The organism is Gorillibacterium sp. sgz306347 (assembly GCF_059735245.1).
Genome location: NZ_JCAPET010000063.1, coordinates 1 through 23,197, shown reverse-complemented (window position 1 = coordinate 23,197; position 23,197 = coordinate 1). Strand labels below are relative to the sequence as shown.

At 58.1% G+C, this 23,197-nt stretch carries 20 protein-coding genes; 12 read left to right on the top strand and 8 right to left on the bottom strand.

Going from position 1 to position 23,197, the window contains the following annotated elements:
* Positions 1-263: 263 nt before the first annotated feature.
* Positions 264-1,127: a hypothetical protein gene (locus AC6I6H_RS20920; RefSeq protein ID WP_497956315.1), complete on the bottom strand. Its 864-nt coding sequence runs from the start codon at positions 1,125-1,127 to the stop codon at positions 264-266.
* A 317-nt stretch (positions 1,128-1,444) separates the two neighbouring features.
* Between AC6I6H_RS20920 and gdhA the strand changes: the two genes are divergently transcribed.
* Positions 1,445-2,815, top strand: a complete 1,371-nt coding sequence (gene gdhA / locus AC6I6H_RS20915; protein ID WP_497956314.1) for an NADP-specific glutamate dehydrogenase — start codon at positions 1,445-1,447, stop codon at positions 2,813-2,815.
* A 71-nt stretch (positions 2,816-2,886) separates the two neighbouring features.
* Here the strand turns inward: gdhA and AC6I6H_RS20910 are convergent, their stop codons facing one another.
* Together AC6I6H_RS20910 and AC6I6H_RS20905 are read right to left on the bottom strand one after the other, a co-directional pair.
* Positions 2,887-3,432 carry a hypothetical protein gene (locus AC6I6H_RS20910; RefSeq protein ID WP_497956313.1) on the bottom strand — a complete coding sequence of 182 codons (546 nt, stop codon included), beginning with the start codon at positions 3,430-3,432 and terminating at the stop codon, positions 2,887-2,889.
* Positions 3,433-3,577: 145 nt separating this feature from the next.
* Complete coding sequence (locus AC6I6H_RS20905) at positions 3,578-5,491, bottom strand: serine hydrolase domain-containing protein (protein WP_497956312.1); 1,914 nt, start codon at positions 5,489-5,491, stop codon at positions 3,578-3,580.
* A 164-nt stretch (positions 5,492-5,655) separates the two neighbouring features.
* Here AC6I6H_RS20905 and AC6I6H_RS20900 point away from each other — a divergent pair, with 164 nt between their 5' ends.
* The gene (locus AC6I6H_RS20900; protein WP_497956310.1) at positions 5,656-6,372 is read left to right on the top strand and encodes a response regulator transcription factor; all 717 of its coding nucleotides are present in this window, start codon (positions 5,656-5,658) and stop codon (positions 6,370-6,372) included.
* Entirely contained in the window at positions 6,369-7,463 is a 1,095-nt protein-coding gene (locus AC6I6H_RS20895) for a sensor histidine kinase (protein ID WP_497956308.1), read from the top strand. Before AC6I6H_RS20900 ends, AC6I6H_RS20895 begins: the two co-directional genes overlap by 4 nt.
* 566 nt (positions 7,464-8,029) lie before the next feature.
* Here AC6I6H_RS20895 and AC6I6H_RS20890 read toward each other — a convergent pair.
* Positions 8,030-8,254, bottom strand: coding sequence for a helix-turn-helix domain-containing protein (locus AC6I6H_RS20890; RefSeq protein WP_497956307.1), 225 nt, complete (start codon positions 8,252-8,254; stop codon positions 8,030-8,032).
* 277 nt (positions 8,255-8,531) lie between these two features.
* Here AC6I6H_RS20890 and AC6I6H_RS20885 point away from each other — a divergent pair, with 277 nt between their 5' ends.
* Entirely contained in the window at positions 8,532-8,660 is a 129-nt protein-coding gene (locus AC6I6H_RS20885) for a hypothetical protein (RefSeq protein WP_497956306.1), read from the top strand.
* A 147-nt stretch (positions 8,661-8,807) separates the two neighbouring features.
* Here AC6I6H_RS20885 and AC6I6H_RS20880 read toward each other — a convergent pair whose 3' ends face one another.
* Positions 8,808-9,701 (bottom strand): DMT family transporter, encoded by an 894-nt coding sequence (locus tag AC6I6H_RS20880; RefSeq protein WP_497956305.1) that lies wholly within the window; start codon positions 9,699-9,701, stop codon positions 8,808-8,810.
* A gap of 115 nt (positions 9,702-9,816) precedes the next feature.
* On the opposite strand from AC6I6H_RS20880, the gene AC6I6H_RS20875 reads away from it, so the two are divergent.
* Positions 9,817-10,719 carry a LysR family transcriptional regulator gene (locus AC6I6H_RS20875; RefSeq protein ID WP_497956304.1) on the top strand — a complete coding sequence of 301 codons (903 nt, stop codon included), beginning with the start codon at positions 9,817-9,819 and terminating at the stop codon, positions 10,717-10,719.
* 47 nt (positions 10,720-10,766) lie between these two features.
* A complete protein-coding gene (locus AC6I6H_RS20870) occupies positions 10,767-11,282 on the top strand; it encodes a VOC family protein (protein WP_497956301.1) in 516 nt (171 codons plus the stop codon).
* Between the two features lie 62 nt (positions 11,283-11,344).
* Here the strand turns inward: AC6I6H_RS20870 and AC6I6H_RS20865 are convergent, their stop codons facing one another.
* Both AC6I6H_RS20865 and AC6I6H_RS20860 read right to left on the bottom strand, forming a co-directional pair.
* Entirely contained in the window at positions 11,345-11,644 is a 300-nt protein-coding gene (locus tag AC6I6H_RS20865; protein WP_497956299.1) for a hypothetical protein, read from the bottom strand.
* A 548-nt stretch (positions 11,645-12,192) separates the two neighbouring features.
* Positions 12,193-13,050 (bottom strand): manganese catalase, encoded by an 858-nt coding sequence (locus tag AC6I6H_RS20860; RefSeq protein ID WP_497956320.1) that lies wholly within the window; start codon positions 13,048-13,050, stop codon positions 12,193-12,195.
* Positions 13,051-13,405: 355 nt separating this feature from the next.
* Here AC6I6H_RS20860 and AC6I6H_RS20855 point away from each other — a divergent pair, with 355 nt between their 5' ends.
* The 3 genes from AC6I6H_RS20855 (at position 13,406) to AC6I6H_RS20845 (ending at position 16,662) form a co-directional block, all read left to right on the top strand.
* Positions 13,406-14,722, top strand: a complete 1,317-nt coding sequence (locus AC6I6H_RS20855) for an amino acid permease (RefSeq protein ID WP_497956317.1) — start codon at positions 13,406-13,408, stop codon at positions 14,720-14,722.
* 108 nt (positions 14,723-14,830) lie between these two features.
* Positions 14,831-14,980 (top strand): hypothetical protein, encoded by a 150-nt coding sequence (locus AC6I6H_RS20850; RefSeq protein ID WP_497956298.1) that lies wholly within the window; start codon positions 14,831-14,833, stop codon positions 14,978-14,980.
* A 281-nt stretch (positions 14,981-15,261) separates the two neighbouring features.
* Entirely contained in the window at positions 15,262-16,662 is a 1,401-nt protein-coding gene (locus AC6I6H_RS20845; protein ID WP_497956297.1) for an MATE family efflux transporter, read from the top strand.
* 107 nt (positions 16,663-16,769) lie between these two features.
* On the opposite strand, the gene AC6I6H_RS20840 is transcribed toward AC6I6H_RS20845, so the two are convergent.
* A complete protein-coding gene (locus tag AC6I6H_RS20840; protein WP_497956295.1) occupies positions 16,770-17,693 on the bottom strand; it encodes an AEC family transporter in 924 nt (307 codons plus the stop codon).
* 252 nt (positions 17,694-17,945) lie between these two features.
* On the opposite strand from AC6I6H_RS20840, the gene AC6I6H_RS20835 reads away from it, so the two are divergent.
* The 3 genes from AC6I6H_RS20835 (at position 17,946) to AC6I6H_RS20825 (ending at position 22,843) form a co-directional block, all read left to right on the top strand.
* Positions 17,946-18,455 carry a sigma-70 family RNA polymerase sigma factor gene (locus tag AC6I6H_RS20835; protein ID WP_497956316.1) on the top strand — a complete coding sequence of 170 codons (510 nt, stop codon included), beginning with the start codon at positions 17,946-17,948 and terminating at the stop codon, positions 18,453-18,455.
* On the top strand, positions 18,448-19,935 hold the full coding sequence (locus AC6I6H_RS20830; RefSeq protein WP_497956293.1) for a DUF4179 domain-containing protein: 1,488 nt from the start codon (positions 18,448-18,450) through the stop codon (positions 19,933-19,935). Before AC6I6H_RS20835 ends, AC6I6H_RS20830 begins: the two co-directional genes overlap by 8 nt.
* 202 nt (positions 19,936-20,137) lie before the next feature.
* On the top strand, positions 20,138-22,843 hold the full coding sequence (locus AC6I6H_RS20825; protein ID WP_497956292.1) for a ubiquitin-like protein: 2,706 nt from the start codon (positions 20,138-20,140) through the stop codon (positions 22,841-22,843).
* The last annotated feature ends 354 nt before the right edge of the window (positions 22,844-23,197 follow it).

Here is a 23,197-nt window from a genome sequence, read left to right as displayed (position 1 = left end):
TTTTCATTTTCTGTGGTGCCCGCCAGGGCACGGGTGGCTAACGGTTGCCACAGCGCCTAATTCGAAAAAAACGGGCGGAATCAAGCGAAAAAATGAAAATAAGCGCCGTGGCAACCGTTACAGTTTGCAACCCTCTTTTTCGGGCAAATAGCCTCTGTGGCATCCGTTACCCATGCATGCCTCGCCGCGCGCAGCAAAGCCATCCCAAAAAAGAAGCTCCGCGCGGCGGCGGAGCTTCCTCTCTTTGGTGCGAATACAGCTGCCTAGTCCTTCCAGAAAACATCCTCCGATTCTTTGACCTGCTTCTTGTACTCCTCGAAGGAGATGAACTGTCCGCTGGCCGGGTCCACCGGATCGGTCACTTCGTATTTGAATTCCTTTCCGGGCAGCTTGGAGGCTTTGTATCCCCAGGCCACAGCCCGATAGAGCTCATTGCCGAAATACCCCGCGTTGGTTCCGAAGTAACCTTTTTTCTTCGTCCAGTTCACCAGCTTTTCGAGATCGAAGGACTTTCGCTCGGTGTAATAGGCGATGTCTACGTAAAAGGAACGGATGTCCTCCGTGTTGATTTTATGCGCGTTCACATATTGCCGGGTCCGTTCGTATACGGCCTTGGCAAGCGCGTAGTCGCTTTCCATTTCCTTGTCCCGGTCGAAGCTGTCGCGCAGGATGCCCAACCGCAGGCCGAGGGCGGCCGGAAAAACATCCGACGGTCCCATGATGTGTTCCGGAATGACGCTGATGAACGGGTTCAGCGGATTGCCCGGCTTGTGATGCTCCATCAGCTGGTAAAGCTCCTGGCGAAACGCGAACAGGTCGGGGCTGAAATAATCCTCGATGCCGTCCTTGGTCTTCTTGATTTGAATGCCCAAACCGGGATCTCGCTTGTCATAAAAGACGCCGATCCAATCCCCGGCATCCACTCCGTGGGTCAGTTCCTTGCGGTCCTCTTGAAAAACGTCTCCATCCGCAATCTGCAAGTTATGTGTTTTCTCCAAGTATGCGATGAATTCCTGTTTGACCGGTTCGTTCGCTTCGTCCGCTTTCCCGATGTTGATCCGGTTGAACGCCACGAGCATTCCCACGGCCACGAGCAGTAAAATGGCTGCCACAAGCTTTCGGTTCATGTTTTTCCCCTCTCCGCTGCACGTCTGTATCGTTTGTGTTTCGCCGCAGGCGAAATATTCCAAATCCAGTATACCAGATCGCGGGCGCAGGACGAAATTTCTCCCTCCGTACAAACAGGCGGTTGGAAGCCAAAGGAAAAAACCGGAACGGGAGTGTCGGAGAGGCAAGGGTAAACTTGCGGATTGTTGGAAACCATCATGAGGACGGGGCGTTTTTTTTATCGGAGAAGGTTGCTCTTTGGCGCGGAAAACGGTAAAACCAAGATACCGGGCTTTGAACCTGGCAAAGACGACAGCAAAAAAGGGTGGTTGAAGAGATGGCCGATCCGGCGGTAAATGAAGCGAAGGCAAGAGAGTACGCGCAGGCCGTATACGAAACCGTGGTTCGGCGGAATCCGCACGAAAGCGAGTTTCATCAGGCGGTAAAAGAAATTGTGGAATCGCTGGTTCCGGTTTTGGCCCGGCAGCCGAAGTACCGGGAGCATGCTATTCTGGAACGGATCGTCGAGCCCGAGCGGCTGGTACACTTCCGCGTTCCGTGGGTGGACGACCAGGGCGTGACGCAGGTGAACCGGGGCTTCCGGGTGCAGTTCAACAGCGCCATCGGGCCGTACAAAGGCGGGCTGCGGTTCCATCCGTCCGTCAATGCGAGCATCATCAAGTTCCTCGGGTTTGAGCAGGTGTTCAAGAACTCCTTGACCGGCCAGCCGATCGGCGGCGGCAAGGGCGGCTCCGATTTTGACCCGAAGGGGAAATCCGACCGTGAAATCATGCGGTTCTGCCAAAGCTTCATGACGGAGCTGTGCAAGTATATCGGCCAGGACACCGACGTGCCCGCGGGCGATATCGGCGTAGGCGGCCGGGAAATCGGCTACCTGTTCGGCCAGTACAAGCGGATTCGCGGCGCGCATGAAGCGGGCGTGCTGACCGGCAAAGGCGTCGGCTACGGCGGCAGCCTGGCCCGCACGGAAGCGACGGGCTACGGCTGCGTCTATTTTGTCAATGAGATGCTGCAGGCGGCAGGACGCAGCTTCGAAGGCCAAACCGTCGTGGTGTCCGGCTCCGGCAACGTGGCGATTTACGCGATGCAAAAAGCCGCGCAGCTCGGCGCAAAAGTCGTGGCGTGCAGCGACTCGGGCGGCTACATTCACGATCCGGCCGGCATCCGGCTGGAAACGGTCCGCCGCCTGAAGGAACAGGAATTCCGGCGCATCCAGGATTACGTGCTGGAGCACCCGGAGGCCACGTATCATGAAGGCTGCGGCGGCATCTGGAGCATCCCCTGCGACATCGCGCTTCCGAGCGCCACGCAGAACGAGATCGATGCGGCCGCGGCCCGGCTGCTGGTGCAAAACGGCGTAAAAGCCGTTGGCGAAGGCGCAAACATGCCTTCCACGCTGGAGGCGATCGACGTGTTCCTGCAGGCAGGCGTGCTGTTTGGGCCGGCCAAGGCTGCAAACGCCGGCGGCGTCGCCGTGTCCGCGCTGGAAATGGCGCAAAACAGCATGCGCCAGCCCTGGACGTTCGAGGAAGTCGACCGGAAGCTGCACGCGATCATGAAAAACATCTACGAAAGCTCGGTCCGGGCCGCCGAAGAGCACGGCCATCCGGGCAACCTGGTGGTCGGCGCGAACATCGCCGGCTTCGTGAAAGTGGCGGATGCCATGATCGCGCAGGGTGTGGTGTAAGGAAGGCATACAGAAGTACAGTGACGATGGAAGCACCGGGCGATCCGGTGCTTCTTTGCTGTTTACGGGTGTTATTGGACAAGCTCACCCGAACGGTCGTAAAACTCGTATTCTATGGCGGAGGATTCGTTTGGAAGCTCGACTAGCGTTAAAGAAAGGGGAGCGGCGATGTCTTTGGTGGCTGTGACCCCGTCCTCCGTCGTTAGCTTTATTTCGCTCAGGTTCGGATTAGAACTGAGAATGGCCAGGAAGGGAACCGGTTCCTTTTTCTCGTTGTCCAACTCGATAGGGTCCACATAGACATCCAAGGCGCGTTTTACCAATTTTTCGAATTTTTTGAGGTGCACGAGTTTATCGGGTTCGTCCGGTTTGATCACGGCAAACCCGCATTTGCTTTCTTCGCCTCCATAAGTGAATCCGATGATTTCATAATCAAAGAGCGCAGTGGTGCTAAAAATTCGAATTTGTTGCTTTTGGCCGTACGATTTGGATAACGAGTTTTCGATTAACATTTTGGGGTCCTTGCTTTTGTGAGATGCGTAAAACACGGTTGCTGCCGTGACGCCGATCAGAATCGCTGCAACAAAAAGAACCGCTCCAAATCTCCGCTTGTTCATTTGGCTCCCCCTATTCCCGTCTCGGCTTGGCAATTGACGCATCTGCTCCCGATTACCATTATACGGAAATATCTGACCAGGTTCTATTCAATGTATATTTAAGATCATCATGGCACCTGCCAGGGATCAACCCGCCTCCGGGCTTTTAGGAATAATGGATCGAAAGCATGTTCCAATAGAATAAAAAGGCGGTAGAAACCAGGCACAGAAGGATCGCCGCCCAAGAGCAAATAACAGGGACCAGCCGCTTTTCCGTACCGGATTTCCAAAGCCGGAAGGCCTTGACTCCCAGGGCGGCGGCCCCCGCCAACGCGAGAAAAGGAAGAGAAGAGAAGCCCCAGGCATACCATGCCGGATACCCTCGCTGAAAAACACCCGAATTGCCATACAGCAGCTGCCCGATCAAGTACACGGTGAACAGGGTGGCGATCCATGCCGCCGGACCGGGCGCAGGCTGCTTTTCCCTCCGGATGAGCCGCAGCAAATAACGGAAGACGCCGGTCAAAAACAAGAGGACCCAAAACAGGCCGATGGCGGCATAGGCGGCAAAAGCGGTGCCGGGGTGCCGCCACCAGGGCGGTTTTTCCGCGATGGTGACGCCCTGGGTGAACGTCAGCTTCCAGACCACTTTTTCCTGACGGAACGAAACGGTATCCTCGCGGTCCCGATCCTGGAACAACCCCTCGCTTACGGGGCGATAGACTCTGCCCTCGGCCTCCCCGGAGCCTCCGGGAAAGACACCCGTGATGACCAGCGCGTCCCCCGAGCCTTTCACCTCGTAATTCTTCACTCCGAGAAACCGGTACCACTTTCCCCACCCTTGCAGGGGGCCCAGATTCATCGTATAGGTTCGTTCGTACGGTGCCGGATTCTCCGCATGAGCCCCTGCGGGCTGCGCGGGTTGAATTCCGGCTTTGGCTTCGGGGAGCAGGCTGTAAACGGCGGCCGCCACCTTGTCGTGAATAGAAAGACCGGGCCCCCCGGCGGCGTTGGCAATGACGAGGATGCCGATATTTTGGGAAGGGAGCAGCTCCATTTTAGCCGAAAAGCCGTCCACATCGCCCGTATGCGAAACGGCGAGCAGCCCGCTTTTCAGCCGGTTGCGAAAAAAGCCGTACCCCACGCCTTCCACATCGGGATGCTCCGAAAAGTGGCTTGCCTGCATTTCCTCGACGGAACCTGGGGCGAGAATTTGCTTCCCTTGGTAGCTGCCTCCGTTCAACTGGGCGATCATGAAATGCGCCCATTCTGCAGGCACGACGCTTGCGCCGCCCGCGCCGGGCAAATTGACGTACGAATGGGGGAGCGGCTGGTAGCTTCCGTTTACATACGTGTATGAACGCGCCATATCCGGCGATTCCGGGGCGTTAAGGGCTGCGCTCGGCATATCGAGCGGCTGGAACAAGTGCCGGGACAGGTAGTTCTCCAGCCTGCTGCCGGATACTTCTTCCACGACATAGGCGGCCGTACCGAGCCCGGCGTTGCTGTAGGCATATTCCGTGCCGGGCGTGCGAACCGGCGGCTGCTTGCGGTAATACCGGTTCAGGTACGTTTCCAAAGGAACCGTTTGGGATGGAGTTTCGGCGGTGATCCCGTACAGCGCTTCATCCAGCCCGGCGGTGTGGGTCAGCAAATGCTGCAAGGTAATCGGTTGGTGCCAGTAAAGAGGAATTTGGAAATCCGTCAGGTAGGCGTTGATATCTTTCTCCAGGGAGACTTTTCCCTGCTCCTTCAATTGCATGACCGCCGCAGCCGTCAAGGTTTTGGTCAGCGAGCCGACCGGCATGACGGTTCGTTCCGGATCGACCGGGATGCTCCGCTCGATATCCGCATAGCCATACCCCTTTTGAAAAAGAATCCGGTCCTCCACGGTAACCACAACAGCGGTTCCCGGAATGTGGCCCTCCGTCATCGCTTCGTTAACAACGGCGTCCAGGGTTTGCTCCAGCCGGGCGGAAGAGAGCCCTTCCCCGGCGGCCGCCGCCGCGTCGGGAAACCATCCTCCTGTCGCATTTACGAGAAGAACCAGCAGGGCGATCATCGTGCAGCTGCGTTTCATCCCGTCCCACCTCCTGCTACAAGTTCTGTGTTCTTTCTTTGGCCAGCATAACCGGGCCGTCTTTCGTCACCCTGTCGCCAATCTTAAATTCATCTTAAATCGGCGAGAGCCGGCGTCCGGCATGATAAACTGGAAGAAAGAAGCGGGGAACAGGAGGCCGGTTTGTGCAAAGAACGGTATTGCTCGTGGACGACAACCGGGAGATCGTCGAACTGCTGGGGTTGTTTCTTACTAAGGAAGACATACGTGTCGTGGAAGCCTATAACGGCGCAGAGGCGTGGGGCTGCATCAAACGCGAAAAAATCGACCTTGCGGTGTTGGATATTATGATGCCGGAGCTGGACGGCATCCAGCTGTTGAAGCTCCTGCGCACCGAATACAAGCTGCCCGTCATTATGCTGTCCGCCAGAAATCAGGACGACGACAAAATCATGGGCCTGCAAATAGGCGCCGATGATTTTATTTCGAAGCCCTTTAATCCGCTGGAGGTCGTAGCCCGCATCCAGGCCATGCTGCGGCGGAGTTACGAGTTCAGCGCGCCTGCCCGGCCGGAGCCGAGTCAGGCGGAGGATACGGTGAACGGGGAGTTGAGGCTTAACCATCGAAACTGCATGCTGTACAAGAACGGACAGGAGATTTCACTGACGGCGATGGAGTACAAGCTGCTTACAACGCTAATGGGGGCTCCGGGACGCGTTTTTACCAAAAAACAATTGTTTGAGCAGGTTTGGGCCGATCCCTATTACGAGGATGCCAATACCGTGATGGTTCATATCTCCAGGCTGCGCGAAAAAATCGAGGATTCGCCCCGGCAGCCGGTCTATCTCCATACCATCCGCGGGCTGGGCTACAAGTTTGCCAAGAAGGGGGAAGGCCGGTGAACAAGGACAAGCTGTTTTACGCGTTGTTTAAGTCCTTTGTCGGAGTGGCGGTTTTGTCGGGCGCGGTGATTCTGGCTTTTCTTGGCTTGGCGCTGGATATGGACAGCCGGACCATTGAGGTGAAGCTGCCTGGGCTGCTTTTGTTCCTGGCTTTGTTCGGCGCGTGCAGCCTTTTGTACAGCCTGTGGACCGCCAAACGGATTACCGGCCCTCTGGAGCAGCTTGCGTCCGCCATCCGGCGGATGGGGGAGGGGCGATACAGCGAACGGCTGGACGTTGCCGCCGGGTACGAGTTTTCGGTTATTCAGCAGCATTTTAACGAGATGGCGGCGTCGCTGGAGCGGGCGGAGGCGGAGAACCGAAGGCTGGAGGAAGGCAAACGGCGGATGCTGGCTGACCTGTCCCATGATCTGAAGACGCCCATCACGACGATTCAGGGTTACGCGAAGGCGCTGGAGCTGGGCATGCAGGAGAATGAGGAGAAGAAGGACCGCTACCTTCAGCTGATCTACACCAAAGCGACACAGGTCACGGCGCTGATCGACCAGATTTTTCAGCTGTCCAAGCTGGACCGTCCGGATTATCCGCTCGTCGTGGAGCGGACGGATGCAGCTGAGCTGCTGAGGGAGATGGCGGCCGATTTTTATGAGCCTTTTGAGAAAAAAGGATTCAGTCTGGAGGCGGACATTCCGGGGGAGGAAGTTTGGGCGGAATGCGATCCGAATTTGCTGCGGCGGGCGATTGGCAATCTGCTGGCCAACGCCTTGAAGCATAACCCGCCGGGCACAAAGGCTGCGGTTCAGCTTAAAGAATCGGAGGGGCGGCTTACGCTTGTTGTGGCGGATAACGGCGTCGGCATCCCGGACGAGTTGATAACCGCGGTGTTCGATCCGTTTGTCCGGGGGGACGCCGCACGGCGGGAAGACGGGGGCTCCGGGCTCGGACTGGCCATCGCCCGGCAGATCGCGGAGCTGCACGGCGGCGAGCTGCTGCTGGATAACAAGCAGGGGGGGACCCGGTTTGAACTGGTGCTCGGCGGAGAGAGGGTTTTCGCTCACAGGGTGGGGAAGGAAGTGCAAAAAAGCAACTAAACCGGCTGTTATTTGCTACTTTCGGCTAAATAGATGCACAGAGGCAATTATTTCTCTCATTTTCGCCGGATATCGCTTTTTTTGCAGGAAATAAGTGCGTGTATGAAATTATTTCGCGATGGGAGCGAAAGTCATTGGAAATAAGTATCGCTTTGCACCTATTTGCTATGGCCTTCCCTGATCAATCATTCGTGTGGCCCCGCAGCCGTTCCCTACTCAGTAAACTCAGTTAAGAAAGCAGAGGCAAATGGCAGGATGAGTAAAGCAAACGGGGCCGTCCCAGAAAGAACAACCTTTGTGGGGGTGCACCGTGCGTCGGAAGATCGCGAACAAGCGAAAAACCCACCGCTGAATAGGTTGGCAGCCTAACGGTGGGTTTTGCTTGGGCTTTATGCTCCTGCGCGCCGTGGTGGTCCACAGCCTTTCGGGTCCTAAGGGCCTTTGCCGCGTCAACGGCAGAGGCCCTTTTTAAGTATACGGCAAAAAGAAGACAAATCATTACTCCTGGCTGAATTATACCATGGTATTTTAAGGAAAAGAAATGCGCTGTATTCCTTGGACTGCGATTAGTCCTCTTCCGTTTCCACAAGATCGATAATGTCGCGGATATCCTTAACCTTCAACGCATTAGCAATCCGTTCAATATGGCGGAAGCTGATGCTTTCTCTTTTTCCATTCGACAATTCGCTCAGCGCAGCATGACGGACATCGGATAAGTTGGAAAGCTCGCGTAAGGAAAGTTTATGCTTTTTCGTTAATTCGCCGATGCGTACTACAACTCGTTTTGCCATCGTTATCACCGTTAGTTGTTGAATGTTAGTTATTGACTATACGCAAAAGCGTAACATATAATGAAATTAGGGTTGGTACGCATATGCGTAATTATTCAAAATAATCGGAGTTGATCGAACGATGGACCTGCTCGCGTGTTACGAGAAGCTGGTGGACGAAGAGAAGGAACTCGTCGGCAAGATCAAGCGGTGCGAGGGCTGCTCCTGGGCGATTTTGGATTAACTGACGCAGCAAGAGGAGCCGGGAAAGGGAATCGGAGAGGAGATTTTAAGCGCGGTGCATACCATCGAGCAGGATTTGCGGACGGAGCTGCTCCACCTTCGGTATGAAAAGGGAATGCTGGCCGGACGGCTTAAGGTCATCGGCCGGGAGGAAGACCGAAGGCAGGGCCGCGAGGAAGAATAACGAATAACGGATTTTCCAGAAAAAGATCAGGCATGCAAAGTTCATAAAAAGGTTCCAGTTTAATCCTAAGCGTTCGATAGCCCGCTATTGCGTTCCGCATTCTCTCAAGTCCCGCAAGGGCGGCTTGGGAAACGGACCAGCCCTCGTCTAAGCCTTCGTCGCCCGCTCCCGCAAAGCCGCTTCCATTCGCGTACCGCTGTTTTCCTTCCGATTGGCAACAAACACGCCCAATAGAATCAGAGCGGCTCCGGTATACCCCGGCCATCCCATCGTTTCGTTCAGGAAGACAAACGCGAAGAAGGCGGAGAAGACCGGCTCCAGCGAAAAAAGAAATCCGACGCTTTCGGCCGTGGTATGTTTTTGCGCGACCGCCTGCATGACGAAGCCGTAGGCGCCGCAGATGAAGGCCAGCCCGAGAACCGCAGTCCATTGAACGGGCGTGGCCGGCGTCGCCCATTCCTCCAGGGCGAGGCTTCCAAGCCCCGCATAGAGGGCGGCAAAACCAAGCTGGAAGATGCCAAGCCGAAGCGCGTCCGTGCGGCGCACAAAGCGATTCGTGAGTACGATATGGACCGCATAAAAAACAGCTGCAGCCAAACATAACGCCGACCCGGCATCCAGCGCAAACGCGCCGCCGGTGAGCAGAAACAAGCCAGCGGTGACGACGGCGGTGCCCAGTACAATTTTGAGAGACGGAGGTTTGCGTGTCAGAACCGATTGCAGAAGAGGCACGAAAATGACGGTCGTGCTGGTTAAGAAGCCCGCCGAGGAGGCGGAGGTTGTTTTGATGCCGTACATTAACGTGACAAATACCCCGCACAGCAAGGCTCCGCAGATGGCGGCGTAGCGCAGGGTTTTGGCGTCGGTCTTTTTGACGGAGGGGAAGAACAAGAGGGCCGTGGCCAGAAACGCTAGCCCGCAACGCATCGCCACCATTTGAAAAGGGGGAATGCCTTCCGCTCCGAGCTTCATAAACAAATAGGACAGTCCCCACGCCAGGGATACCGTCGCCAGAATAAGATTGGCTTTCTTTTGCGTCATGCCTTCCGCCCGCCTGTCGTTCCGATGTCTTGACTCCTATCCTAAGCAAAGGCAGTATATAAGAAAAGCGAATATTTGTAATGCAGAACATGAAGGTTTCTTATGGGGGCGCGGCATGAAACGGTCCAAATACGAAGTGTTTATAAAAGTGGTGGAGCTGGGCAGCTTGTCCCGCGCGGCGGAGTATTGCAGCTACTCCCAATCGGCGGTGAGCCAGATTATTTTGTCGCTGGAGAACGAGCTGGGGCTGAAGCTGCTGAACCGCAGCCATGCGGGCGTCGGGCTTACCTCGGAGGGGGAGCAGCTGCTGCCTTATATCCGTCAGCTGAGCAGCGGACACCTCGAATTATCGGACAGGGTTTCCGAGCTGCACGGCGTGGAAAGCGGACTGGTCCGGATCGGTACCTTTTCCAGCGTGTCCTGCCACCTGCTTTCGCCATTGCTGAAGGACTTCAAGGCCCGGCATCCGAACATCCGGTTTGAGCTGCACCAGGGAGGGTACCGCCAAATAGAAGAATGGGTAGCGGACGGAACCGTGGACTTCGGGTTTGTGGACCTGCCCACCGTGAAGGAGTTTGAGGTGATTCCCGTTTGCCAGGACCGCTTGCTGGCCGTGCTTCCGGCAGATCACCGGTACGCCAATGCTGAAAGCGTACCGCTCAGCCTGTTTGAAGAAGAACCCGTCATTCTGCTGGAGGAAGGCACGAGGCGGGAGGTTTTGGAGCTTTTTCGGAAAACCATCGGGAAACCCAACATTGAATACCGCATTGACGACGACTACACCGTCATGTCCATGGTGGAGAACGGACTGGGCATCAGCATGCTGGCGGAGCTCGTGTTGTTGCGGAACCCTTACCGCATTGTTGTAAAAGACACCGAGCCGGGCTTTACCCGGAAAATCGGCATGGCCCTGCGGAACCGGAAACAAGCGTCCACCGCCGTGAGGTGTTTTGTCGATTTTGTCACCGAAAACAAAGACCGTTACATCAGCCGTTCTTTGAAGCTTCCCGCCCGGTAACGCGAGGTGTGCCGGGTTATTTTCATAAGTGAAGAAGTGGGAGTTGCTTGCAAAAAATAGGTACAGTACATGATATGACCCATGAGGCTGAAGCAAGGCGGCAAGCTGAAAAAACGTGGAAAGGGGGAAGGGGGATTTTGGAGCCGGTTATTGATCACATCCAGATAACGGTGAAAGATATGGAAGCAGCGGAGCCTTTCTATGATAAATTTCTGCCGCTTCTGGGATTCGATATCCGAAACAAAGTGAGCGCGTTTATAGAAGAACATGATTTTTATGTCGTTGAATATACACATCCTTTACTGGCTTTTGCAATCACTTCGCCAAGAAAAGCGTTTAAAGATGACGCCATCCATCGCAGAAAACCGGGGGCGCTGCATCATTTGGCCTTTAAAGCGGAATCCCGGGAAGAGGTGGACCGGCTTTATACGGAGCTGGACAAGATTGGGGCGAACCTGTTGAACAAGCCCAAGCTGTTTACGGAGTACAGCACGAACTACTACGCCATTTTCTTTAAGGATATCGAAGGCATCAAATACGAAATTGTCTGCAATAAACCTTGAGGCTCGCTGCGTTAGCAGCTCTTAAGGTTTCCGCCCGGCAGCGCAAAGCATGCCGGGTTCTTTTATGCCGTGAAATAAGAGACGGCGGGAAGCGCAAGCAGAGGCACCGCAAGCAGAAGCAGCACATGGACGGCCTTTTGCCTTCGCGCGTCCTCCTGGTGCGCCCGGTCGCCTTTAAGCGCCCGGTCAATATAAAAATTCGCACGCGTCTGACTTCCGCTTGCGAGCGTCCGGTCCAGGATCATGGCGAGAAGCAGCAGAATGACGCCGCCGGACAGGTAGATAGCGGAAAGGTCCGCTTCGAATCGGTGCCCAACGGTAAAAGCAGCGATAGCAAACAGGTACCAGGCTGCAATGAGCATGTGCTTCTCTCCTTTTGTAAACCTCATCCTTCTGCGGAAGCCTAACTATTTTTCCTCCATAATTATACAACTCCTCGTTTCGGTTTTCACTTCTTTGCTGATCCGGCGGGACATGGGCGGCTAACGGTTGCCACAGCGCTTATTCGCGCCAAAAAGGGCCTTTTCAAATTCTAACGGTTGCCACAACGCTTATTTGGGGGAAAACGGGCGGAATCGGATGGAAAAAACGAAAATAAGCCCTGTGGCAACCGTTACAGTTTTTCACAGCCTCTTTTTGGGCAAATAGCCTCTGTGGCAACCGTTACAGTTTCCGGACTCTTTTTTTGGGGCCTATCAAAACGCCATGGCTAAAGGCAGAGCAGCCGCCCGGAGGTTCCGAAGCATTCGCGAGTTTTATTCAGGGCGGCGGCCCCCCGTTCTCCTGCAGGCAAGGGCTTTGCTTCGCCCGTCTTGCGCGGGCTTGGGATCAATAGTTCCCGCAGGGGGAGAAGGAAACGGCGGATGCGGATGTTTTTGCCCGCTTCAACCTGCCATTGATCGAAAAAGCATTAGTAGCAAGGAGGGATAGCCGGACCTTTGCCCGAAACAACGCCGGGGGGAGTATCAAAAATATACGGCGGTGCGGGTGGCAGATGAGGCTCGGGTGCCAGCGGTTGCGGATTGGCCACGTAATTGAATGTTCCGCATCCATCCATACTGGGCCCATGAGCCCAACGGCCGGTTGCACTCTCGTTGCCGCGAGAAAAATTGAACAAGGTGTAGGCAACCTGCTCCTTTTGCAGGCTTCGCGGGAATGTGCTTGGTACAACCTTGCCTTCCATTTGTTCCAGTTCGGCAATAGCGGCCAGCCACTGATTTTGGTGCATGGTGTCCCTTGCGAGAAGCCAGGCGAGCATATCCTTGACGCCCCGGTCTGTCGTCATTTCATAGAGACGCGCCACCTGCAGTCTTCCCTGGGACTCCGCGTTCAGGTTTGCCCGGAAATCCGCGAGCAGGTTTCCGCTTGCTATGGTGTACTTCGCGTTCCAGGGATACCCCACGCTGTCGGTCGGCATGGCGCCAAGACCGGATACGATGGCATGCTGAGGGTTCATCCCGCCCAAAACAGCAGCGAGAACGGGATTTTTGGCCGCCTGCTCCAGATCGCCGACCGGCGCGTTATCCAGCAAACGGGCGATCATGGTCGCAAGCATTTCAATGTGCGCCAGCTCCTCCGTGCCGGTGTCCATTAACAAATCCCTGTATTTGCCGTCCCCCCGTGTATTCCAGCCCTGAAACAGATACTGCATGGCCACGGTGATTTCTCCAAACTGTCCCCCTAAAGCTTCTTGAAGCTTTTTGGCATATACCGGGTCCGGTCTTTCAGGCTTTGCCTGGTACTGCAGCTCTTTGATATGGAAAAACATTGCATTCACTCCTTTGCGGATCTGGGCGTTTGACCCTATCAACTTATGGAGGTCTTGCCCGGCGGGTGCATGTTTATCGGGAATGTTGGATGTCGCCTGAGTGGAATCTCCGCTCAGGCCTTCGAGCGGGTCCGCATTCTTTCGCATCATGATCTACTGCCGCTTTCCAACCGGATAAAATTGCCGCGCGATAACGTATTTTTCTCATATCGCAAACGCTGGATTTCGTGTACGATGGAGGAATACAAGCGGCCCACGGAGGCCGCCATTCCAGAGACAAAAGGGGTCTTTGCAAGTGGAAACCAAGGGAGCGCCGGGGCTGCAGAAAAAGCTGCTGCCGCGTCACATCAGCTTTATGGCCATGGGGGGCGTTATCGGCACCGGGATTTTCAAGGGGAGCTCGGAGACGATCAGCCTGGCGGGGCCGGGGGTTGTTTTTTCGTATGCGTTTGCAGGACTGCTGCTGCTGGTGGTTATGGGCTGCATCGCCGAGATGGCGACCGTCTACCCGCAGCAGAACATGAAGGATTTCATCCGCCGGGCGTTTGGGGAACGGATTTCCTTCGTCGTCGGCTGGCTTTACTGCTTCATGTGGCTGTCCGTGTGCGTGATTGAAATCATCGCGGCCGGGAGCTTTCTGCAATACTGGCTGCCGGAGGTTCCGCTCTGGCTGCTTAGTTTGGCGAGCGCCCTCGTTGTGCTCGCCATCAACCTGATGAGCGTGGACGGCTTTGGGGAGATGGAGTTTTGGCTGGCGGGGCTGAAAATTTTGATGATCCTCGTGTTTATCGTGCTGGGCGGGTTCTTGCTGTTCGGAATCATCCCGGATGGGGACACGCCTTACTTGTCCAATTACACCGGGAACGGCGGCTTTTTCCCGAACGGGTGGACGGCGATCTTCTCGTCGCTTCTGGTGGTCACGTTCTCCTACGGCGGCTCGGAGCTGATCGGCCTGACGCTGACGGAAACCGAAAACGCGGGCAAGGTGCTGCCCAGGGTCGTCAAGAATTTCATTCTTCGCGTGGTGCTGTTCTACACGCTGCCGATTCTCGTCATCTGCGGTTTGGTGCCGTGGGACCAGATCGACGGACAGAGCAGCCCGTTCGTTCAGGTGCTGTCCGCCACCGGGCTTCAGGGCTCGGCGCATATCATGAATGCGATCCTGATCATCGCCGTGCTGTCAGCGGCCAACTCGGGCATTTACGGAGCGACGCGGATGCTGCACTCGATGGCGGCCGCCGGAGAAGCGCCGGGCGCGCTCGCCAGGCTGTCCAAACGGAGCGTCCCCGTAAACAGCCTCAAGCTCTGCGCCGTCATTCTTATCCTCGGCGCGCTGCTCGCTTACCCGGCCCAGGAGCGGCTGTTCCCGCTGCTTATGGCGGTCCCCGGCTTCGTGGTGCTGATTGTCTGGGTTGTCATCTGCCTGGCACAAATGAAACTGCGCAAGAGCTACCCGCTCGCCCCGAGCTTCCGGGTATGGGGCTTCCCGTACATCACCGGCCTGACGGCCTGCGTATTGGCCGCGATCGCCGTTGTTTTCGTGGTTGACCCGGACAACCGGATCAGCATCGGCGTTTGCCTGGGCTTCCTGCTTTTCCTGACGGTTTGGGCGTTCTTCAAGTTCCGCAAGGGCGCGGACGGAAAGCAGCCGGGGAACGGCACAGGCTGCTGAGCCGCCGGAGGAAGAAAGAGCCGCCTTGGCTGCCGTGGAAGCGGCGGCCCGGGCGGCTTCGTTTTTTCGGCCGCCTCAGGGTGCCGGACAAGAGAGGAGAATGCGAGCATGCCAACCGTATACTTTGTGGAAGCACGCGTGAGTCCCGCCCATCTGCTGGAGACCGGCCGGAGTAACCCGGATGCGGTACACGAAGCCGCAGAAGAAATCCGCAAAAACCCGCAGTATCGGTTAACGGAACGTTTCCCGAAAGGGTGATAGAATAAATTTTGAAATGTGATAAGAAATTTTTAACAACATTGTGAACGTCCCGCCGAACCCGTTGACAGTGCATGCGGCCCGGTGCTACTCTCGAGCAGTGCAAACGCGGCGCCTGAACGCCAGGCGGGAAAGGCGCGTCCGTTTTTGCGCGACGCGCAAAGAGGAAGTCCGGTTTGCGACCCGATAGGGGCCCATCCAGAAAACTCTTCGCCGGAAGAGTTTTTTCTTTTTTACCGATCATTGTGCAAGGTAACCTATACAGAAAAGAATGTGATGACGTGGGACAGCCTGCTGTACGGCTTCGTGCAAAGGGATTTTGGAACGGTTTGCTGGATAAGCATTTTACCGGGGAGTCCATGGACTATCGCCAGATAATCGCGCTTTTCCTTCCGCTTTTGATCGATCAGGCTTTTATTGTCGGCCTCAATGTGGTAAACACCGCCATGATCAGCTCGTCCGGCGTGGATGCGGTCAGCGCGGTCAACATCATCGATTCGCTGAACCTTTTTCTGATCAACGTTTTTATCGCCGTGTCCACCGGGGGGACGGTGGTGGTTGCTCAATACAAAGGACGCGGCGACCGGCAGATGGTGTCCCGTGCGGCGGCCGGAACGGTATCGTCTGTCTCCCTGTTTGCGCTCGCGATCGGTCTTGTGGTCATCCTGTTCCATAACCCGCTGCTCGGTGCTTTGTTCGGCTCGGCCGATCCGGCGGTGCTCGCCAATGCGAAGATTTATCTGAACGGAAGCGGGCTTTCGTTCCTCGGCATCGCGATTGTCGAGGCGGTCTGCGGGGCCATGCGGGGGATCGGGAAAACCCGGGCTTCGCTGATGCTATCGTTGATTATGAACCTTACCTACGTCGTTTTGAACGTGATTTTTATTTATCTGCTGGATATGGGCGTGCTGGGCATGACCATTGCCGTGAACGCCTCCCGTTATGCGGCGGCGCTCTGCGCGATTTTTTACCTGCTTCGTATGGACGCCACCCTGCTGATCCGGTTGCGCGACCTGCTCCGGGTGCAGATGGACATGCTGAAGCGGATTTTGTTCATCGGGCTGCCTTTTGCGGCGGAGCAGATGTTCTTCAATGGGGGCAAGCTGCTGACCCAGGTCTTTATCGTCAGCATGGGCACTTACGCCATCGCCACGAATGCAATCAGCTCCTCGCTGTCCCTGTTGTTTCAGATTCCGGCCAATGCGCTGTCGCTTACGATCATCACCGTGGTCGGGCAGTGCATGGGCCGGGAGAACGTAGCGGATGCGCGCAAGTTTATCAAATCGTTCCTGTGGGCGTCCTCGCTTTCGTATGCGGTGATGGGCGTGCTGATCATGCCGTTTTTCGGGCCGATTGTCGGGCTGTTCCATCCTCCGGCTGAGATTGTCCACGATATCTTTGTCATCGTGCTGATTAATACGCTCGCGCAAATTCCGCTGTGGTCGATCAGCTTCATCACCCCGGCGGCGCTCCGGGCGGCGGGTGACTCCCGCTTTACATCCGTCACCGCCATGCTTACTATGTGGCTGTTTCGCGTGATTTTCGGCTACGTGCTGGGCATTGTTCTGGATATGGGCATCCTCGGCGTCTGGCTGGCGATGAACTGCGAATGGGGCGTGCGCGGGGCGATTTTCCTGTGGCGGCTGCGCGGGGATAAATGGTACCGGCATAAAGTGATTTGACGAAAAAAAGAACGGCGGCTTCCGGGGAAGACGGCGGAGAGCGGCAAGCAAAACCGGAGCGGACAATGGCATTTCAGCCTTGTCCGCTCCGGTTTTTGATGAGACTTCTACCCTTCCAGCACGATCAGGACGGGCAAAACGAAGAAGGACGCCAGCGTGGTCCAGACAATGCACTTGGACACAAACGCGGGCGAGGCGGAAAACCGTTCCGCCAGCACGACGCTGTTCACGGCGACCGGCATGCAGGCCAGGGTAAACAGCACGGAGAACAGCGTGCCCTCGATCCCGAGCAGGACGAGCGCCAAAAGCGCGATCAGCGGGGAAAGCGCCAGCCGCACCGTGACCCCGGTCCAAAACAGGGAGCGCGGCACGGTTTTGGCCTCCGGCGATCCGACCTTGACGATTTGCGCGCCGAGCACGATCAGCACGACGGGCGAATAGGCGGCCGCCACAAGGGAAACGCCCTGCGCCACATCCTCCGGGAGCCCAAGGCCTGTGACGCGAAGCAGAATGGCGAGCAGGGCGGCGTAGATCGCCGGCAGCGAGAACACGGATTTGACGGCGTTTTTCATCGAGAAGTGAGAGCGGGCCGAGAAGTAAATGCCGAGGGTGTTGACAATCACCATTTGCGACACGACGTAAACGGAAGCCTTGTCCAGTCCGGCTTGGCCGAACGCAAGCAGCACCAGCGGAAGCCCGTAATTGACGCTGTTGGTGAAGGTGGACACCAGGGTGAGCCCCGCCGTTTGCGGCGCGTCCAGTCTCAGCGCCTTGGAAAGTCCCTGTGCCAGCGCCCAGAGAAGAACCAGATTGAGCAGGGCAAAAGCGATGGAGCCGGAGATGTCGGCGGCGGAAATTTCGGCGTTCAGCAGCGTATCGAAAATAATGGCCGGGCTCAGCACGTACAAGTAAAGCGTCAGCAGCGGTTTGGTATCCAGCCCGCGAAAACGGGCCAGAAGCGCCCCGGCGGACACGGGAACAAGCAAAGGGATGATGACGTGCAAAAGAGTGGAGAAAACGCTCTGGATCACGGGACAGGCTCCTTTGGAATCGGGCAGGTTGAATTCGCGCCGGTGTTTCTTTTTACTATAGGCCGTTTGCGGCGCTGTTGTCCAAGACGGATTTTTGATATTGGCGATAGGCAAAACCTATGAAGAGGTATCGCCGAACTGTTGAGATATTATAAGCCAAGGACCCGGAGATTTTTTTCGGAAAAAGGAAAACCGATTGCCGCCCCGGAATGTCTAATGGCAAAGGAGAGGAACAGGGGGACGAACGTGGAGATGGAGGAATGGGCCGCCAGGGCCCGAAAAGGGGATGAAGAAGCGTTCGCGCAGCTGGCCGGCGCCTGCAAGGAGCGGCTGTACCGGATTGCCTGGGCTTATCTCAAGAATGAAGCGGACGCGCTCGAGGCCGTACAGGAGACGGTGTGCCGGGCGTACCTCAAAATCCGCAAGCTCAAGGAGCCGCGGCATGCCCTTACCTGGATGACGCGGATTCTCCTGAATTATTGCGCCGACGAAACCAGGCGCCGGTCGCGGACGGGCGCTCCGCTGGCCGACTACGACGCGGCGGTCTGGGATAAAGGGACGGACCCGGATTTGGCCGCCGCGATTGAAGGGCTCGCTCCGCAGTACCGGCGGGTCGTGATTCTGATGTATTTTGAAGGCTATACGCTGACCGAGATCGCGCGGATTCTGGAGCTGCCGGACGGAACGGTGAAAACGCGGCTGCATAAGGCGCTGGGGCAGCTGCGCAGCCATTTGGGAGAGGGGGAAGGGCATCGTGCGTGAAAAAGAAAATCATCCTGCGGAGCCGGCAGGCGGCTCGTCTGCTCCGACTGGGCCTTCTTTGGAGGGGCAAGGAAACGCCGAAGTCTTTCCGCGACCCGGCGATCCGGCCGGGCGCGGTCCTGCCGCAAGGTCCCTGCCGGAGCTGATGGCCGAATACCGTTCGATCCCTCTGCCCTCCGGTTTGGACGGAGCGGTGACGGCCGGCGTGCTTCGGGCCAAACGACGCCGCCGGAGGGCGCGCCGGTCGCGGGTTGCCGCCTGGACGGCCGCGGTTATGCTTGTGGTGCTGTTCGCCGGGGGCGTGCGGGTGTCGCCGGTATTCGCTTCCTACGTCAGCCGGATTCCCGGGATGGAGGGAATCGTTGAGCTTTTGTCCCGCGATCAAGGCTTGCAGCTGGCGGCCGATCACGATTTGCTGCAGGAGGTCGGGGTCTCCTCGGAGGAGCGGGACGGCATTCGCTTCCGCGTGGACGGAGTGATCGCGGATGAAGCGCGAATCGTCATCTTCTATACCATGGAGGCAATGGCGGGAAACCCGCTGCCCGGCGATTACTACCGGGCAGAGCCCCGGCTGTTTGACGAAGCGGGGAAACGACTCGAGGAAGGCTACGGGGTCTCGTCGTCCTGGTCGCCTGCCGAGCCGGGCGCGTCCTCCGTATCCCGTACCGTCGATATCAACCTGATGGACACGGGGGGAAGCATCCCTGCCAGGGTGGAGCTTGATTTTCGCAAGGATGATGCGGCGGAGGGAGCCGGTTCAAACGCCTCGTATCACGTCTCGTTTGCCATCGACCGGGAGAAGTTCCGCAGCATGCGGGTGGAGCAGGAGCTCAACCGTACGTTCACGACAGGCGGGCAGACGGTTATTCTGAAACGGGCCGTCTATTACCCCACCCGCATGATGCTCACGGTGGAATACCCTTCGGATAATCCGCTCCACGTGTTCGGGCTGGCCGGCATCGGGCTCAGGGACGAAAAGGGACGCGCCTGGGCAACCGCCTCGTCGGGGCTGACGGGCGTCTACGAGCCGGACGGCGGGTTTACGTACTATATGGAGAGCGCCTACTATAGCCGGCCGAAAAAACTGACGTTTGAAGGAGCGGGGGTGAGCGCTCTCGCGGATACCGACCGGACGGTAAAAATCGACCTGGACGCCGGCAAGCTGCTGCAGGGTCCTCCGGGCATGAAGCTGGAGAAGATGGACGCCGAAGGAGGCGACCGGGTCATCGTCCTCGGCTATCCGTCCGATCCTTTGCAAAGCAGCAGCCTGAATTTCACGGAAGCCGTGGATACACAAGGCGTTCAGCACGAGATTCGAACGAGAGGAAACGAATCGGATCTGGCGAAGCAGTACATCGCATCCGAATGGATTTTGAGCGGGGGAACAAAGCTCTCCGGCGTCATAACCCTGACTGTGGAAGGCTACAACGCGATTATCCGCAATCCGTTTGCGGTGGAGTTCGACACTCCGTTTCAGTAAAGCAGCGCGCAGTTCCCCGAGTGCGTGATCGGCGAAACCGGCGTGTCCGCGAGCGGAATTTTGAATTTTTTCAAAGGCGAACCCTTTATCCGAGTTTTCGTTGACGAATAATCATAATTATAAGAAGATAATGTATATTTATTGATAATTCGAACGGGTCATTGCCCGACATTGGAAAATGCACCCGGGAAGGCGGAACGGAATGGGGAAAAAGCTGCTCTCGGTCTTATGCATTCTGGCGCTGGCCGCCGGATTCATTGCTTCGCCCGCATACGCGATGGCCATCTACGTCAAGACATTGACGGGAAAGACGATTACCCTGGATGTGGAGCCAAGTGATTCCATTGAGAATGTAAAGGCGAAAATTCAGGACAAGGAAGGGATTCCGCCGGATCAGCAGCGGCTTATTTTTGCCGGCAAGCAGCTGGAAGACGGCCGGACGCTGTCGGACTATAACATCCAGAAGGACTCGACCCTCCATCTGGTGCTGAGATTGCAACCGGCTCCTGAGTTGACGGCTTCCGCCGCTCCGGGGAGCATGGTTGGGAGCACGGTGGTAACGGCCGTATACGGCGCGGACAACCGGCTGTGGGTTCGGGTTTCCGACTCGGCTCCGGCGGTGCCCCAGGCGTGGACCGATTTGCCGTCCGGCGGCGAGGCGCCGCTGCCGTATGAGCCGGGCACGGACATTTCCGGCGTGGACGCCTCCGTCCGCAAATACATCGGGGTTTATGAGACCGAGCCTGCCGGGAAAATTGTCGCGTTCAAGCTCATTACGCTGACGGAAGAGCAGATCAAGGCGCTCGAGCCGCCTTTGGCTCCCGTGCTCGAAGCGGAAGCCGGCGACGGAAAAGTGACGCTCCGCTGGAGCGAGTCGGCGGGAAGCGAGCGGTATGAGCTGTACCGCAGCTTGACTCCGGGCGGCTACGGCAGCGCCTTTGATACCGTAGACGCAGCGGCGGAGCGGAGCTATGAGGCGGGCGGCCTGACCAACGGGACGGCGTATTCCTTTACCGTGCGGGCCGTCAACGCCGCGGGGCCGGGCGGCCCGTCCAACGAAGTGACGGCGACGCCGATCGCGCCGGATGCGGGCGGAGAAGAGCCGGGGCCGACTCCGCCGGGAAGCGGAGAGGAACCGCCTGGCAGCGGCGGGGAAACGCCAGTTCCGCCTGCCGCGCCCGTACTGGCTACGCCCGCTGCGGGAGTCGCTAAGCTCAGCTTGTCGTGGAACCCGGTGGAAGGCGCGGTTGCTTACGCCGTCTATCAAAGCACGACTCCCGGCGTTTACGGAGCGGAAACGGCGACCGTTCCCGGCTCGGTGCAGGCTTACGAAGCCGGCGGCTTGACCAACGGGACGACGTACTATTTTACGGTCAAGGCGCTGAACGGCGCCGGGGCCGGACCTGCCTCGAACGAGGTGAGCGGCGTGCCGCAGGCTGCCGGAAGCGGAGAAGGGCCTCCTCCTTCGCCTTGGTATCCCGCGCCGCCTGCTCCCGGACCGACTCACGGCCTGACGATCAAGCTTGGCGGGGCTCCGGCAGACATCGGAACCGCCTCGCTCTCGAATGACGGAGGCCGCTCCATCCTGACGGTCGCGATTGACGGAGGCAAGCTGGAAGCCCGGCTGAAGGACGCTGCCGCCAGAGCAAGGCTTGCCATCGAGACCGGGGCGGAAACGGAAGCCGACGCGGTTATCCTCCGGCTGGACGCCCGGTCGATCAGGCTGTTGCAGGAAAAGGCCGGCGTTCTTGAGCTTCGTGCGGGCAGCACCGGGTTTGCGCTGCCGGTTCGCCTCGTGGCGCTCGCCGATATAGCCGAGCGCTTGGGAGCCGCTTCCGCAGAGGCGTTCCAAGTGGAGGTGGAGGCCGGCCCGCCTGCTCCGGATAAGGCCGCCGCGGCCGAACGCGCGGCTGCCCGGGGCGGCTACGCACTCGCGGGAGAGCCGCTGTCCTTTGCGGTGCGGGGCACGGACGGGACACGGACGGCGTCTGTTCCGTCGTTCGGCGCTTATGTCCAACTGCAAGCCGCGCTGCCTGCCGACGGTTCATCTGCAGGTACCGTAACGGCAGTCCGCGTCTTGGCGGACGGCTCGCTGCGGCCGGTGCCGACACGTATTGTGCAGGCCGGCGGGCAAGCATACGCCGGGATCAGCACCTTGGCGGACGGCGACTTCATCCTGGTGCGCAATGACGTACGGCTGCCGGCCTTTTCCGGCCACTGGTCCGGAGAAGCGGCGCAGGCGCTGGCCTCCCGCTTGATCCTTCTTCCGGAAGCGGCGGGCGCCGGCCCGCGCGCAGCGATAACCCGCGCAGGCTTTGCGTCCCTGCTGGCCCGCGGCCTGGGCCTCGAACCGGAAGCCGGCGGTGCGGCGTTCCCCGACGTTTCCGGCGCGGCCGCAAGCGGCGGCGACATCGGAGCCGCGCTTCACTACGGGCTCGCCGCCGGTTATACGGACGGCCGCTTCCGTCCGAATGCCGGCATTACGCGGCAGGAGGCGGTCGTTATGGCCGCCAAGGCCTTGTCCCTCGGCGGCCTGCCCGCCGCGCTTCCGGCCGCTCCGGGCGGAGCGTCGGACCCGCTTGCAGGCGGAGCGTCGGGCCCGCTTGCAGGCGGAGCGTCGGACCCGCTTGCGGGCGGAGCGTCGGACCCGCTTGCAGGCGGAGCGTTGGACCCGCTTGCAGGCGGAGCGTCGGACCCGCTTGCAGGCGGAGCGTCGGACCCGCTTGCGGGCTACCGCGATCGTGCGGACGCGGCTCCGTGGGCGGAGGCCGCTTTTGCCGACGCGCTGCGGACCGGCGTGCTGACCGGGCGTCCCGGCGAGCTGCTTGCGCCGCGCGAAACGCTCACCGCCGCCGAAGCCGCCGCGCTGGTGCACAAGCTGCTGCTGGCGGCGGGGCTGATCGACTAAGCGGGCATGGACCTTGCCTGCGCTGGGTTTGACTGGAGCCGTGGGATTCCACGGCTCTTTTTCATTTCGTTGGTTCCCGGTCAGTCTGTCTGGAGGATGTGGGCTCCCTTGCGGGTCGTTTTCGTGCTCGGATAATGGCGGAAAATGCGTGCGCTGCCGGCATCTGCCAACCGGAGCACTTTGCCCGCCGGTTCGTCTGCTTGAAGCTGTTCGGGCCAACGGAGATCCAGTAATAAGTGCAAAGATACACCTAATTCGGACGGAAACCGGGGAATTTGGCTGAATAGCTGCAAAAAGGCACTTATATTTCAGTAGACTTGCAAAGAAGTTAACATGGGGTAAAATGCCAAAAAA

Bases quoted from the DNA above. Each gene is read 5' to 3' on its own strand.
- AC6I6H_RS20825 (WP_497956292.1), top strand. From the start codon at position 20,138: ATGGGGAAAAAGCTGCTCTCGGTCTTATGCATTCTGGCGCTGGCCGCC.
- AC6I6H_RS20920 (WP_497956315.1), bottom strand. From the start codon at position 1,127: ATGAACCGAAAGCTTGTGGCAGCCATTTTACTGCTCGTGGCCGTGGGA.
- AC6I6H_RS20890 (WP_497956307.1), bottom strand. From the start codon at position 8,254: ATGGCAAAACGAGTTGTAGTACGCATCGGCGAATTAACGAAAAAGCAT.
- gdhA (WP_497956314.1), top strand. From the start codon at position 1,445: ATGGCCGATCCGGCGGTAAATGAAGCGAAGGCAAGAGAGTACGCGCAG.
- AC6I6H_RS20910 (WP_497956313.1), bottom strand. From the start codon at position 3,432: ATGAACAAGCGGAGATTTGGAGCGGTTCTTTTTGTTGCAGCGATTCTG.
- AC6I6H_RS20875 (WP_497956304.1), top strand. From the start codon at position 9,817: ATGAAACGGTCCAAATACGAAGTGTTTATAAAAGTGGTGGAGCTGGGC.
- AC6I6H_RS20905 (WP_497956312.1), bottom strand. From the start codon at position 5,491: ATGAAACGCAGCTGCACGATGATCGCCCTGCTGGTTCTTCTCGTAAAT.
- AC6I6H_RS20850 (WP_497956298.1), top strand. From the start codon at position 14,831: ATGCCAACCGTATACTTTGTGGAAGCACGCGTGAGTCCCGCCCATCTG.
- AC6I6H_RS20835 (WP_497956316.1), top strand. From the start codon at position 17,946: ATGGAGGAATGGGCCGCCAGGGCCCGAAAAGGGGATGAAGAAGCGTTC.
- AC6I6H_RS20860 (WP_497956320.1), bottom strand. From the start codon at position 13,050: ATGTTTTTCCATATCAAAGAGCTGCAGTACCAGGCAAAGCCTGAAAGA.
- AC6I6H_RS20865 (WP_497956299.1), bottom strand. From the start codon at position 11,644: ATGCTCATTGCAGCCTGGTACCTGTTTGCTATCGCTGCTTTTACCGTT.
- AC6I6H_RS20880 (WP_497956305.1), bottom strand. From the start codon at position 9,701: ATGACGCAAAAGAAAGCCAATCTTATTCTGGCGACGGTATCCCTGGCG.
- AC6I6H_RS20855 (WP_497956317.1), top strand. From the start codon at position 13,406: ATGGCCATGGGGGGCGTTATCGGCACCGGGATTTTCAAGGGGAGCTCG.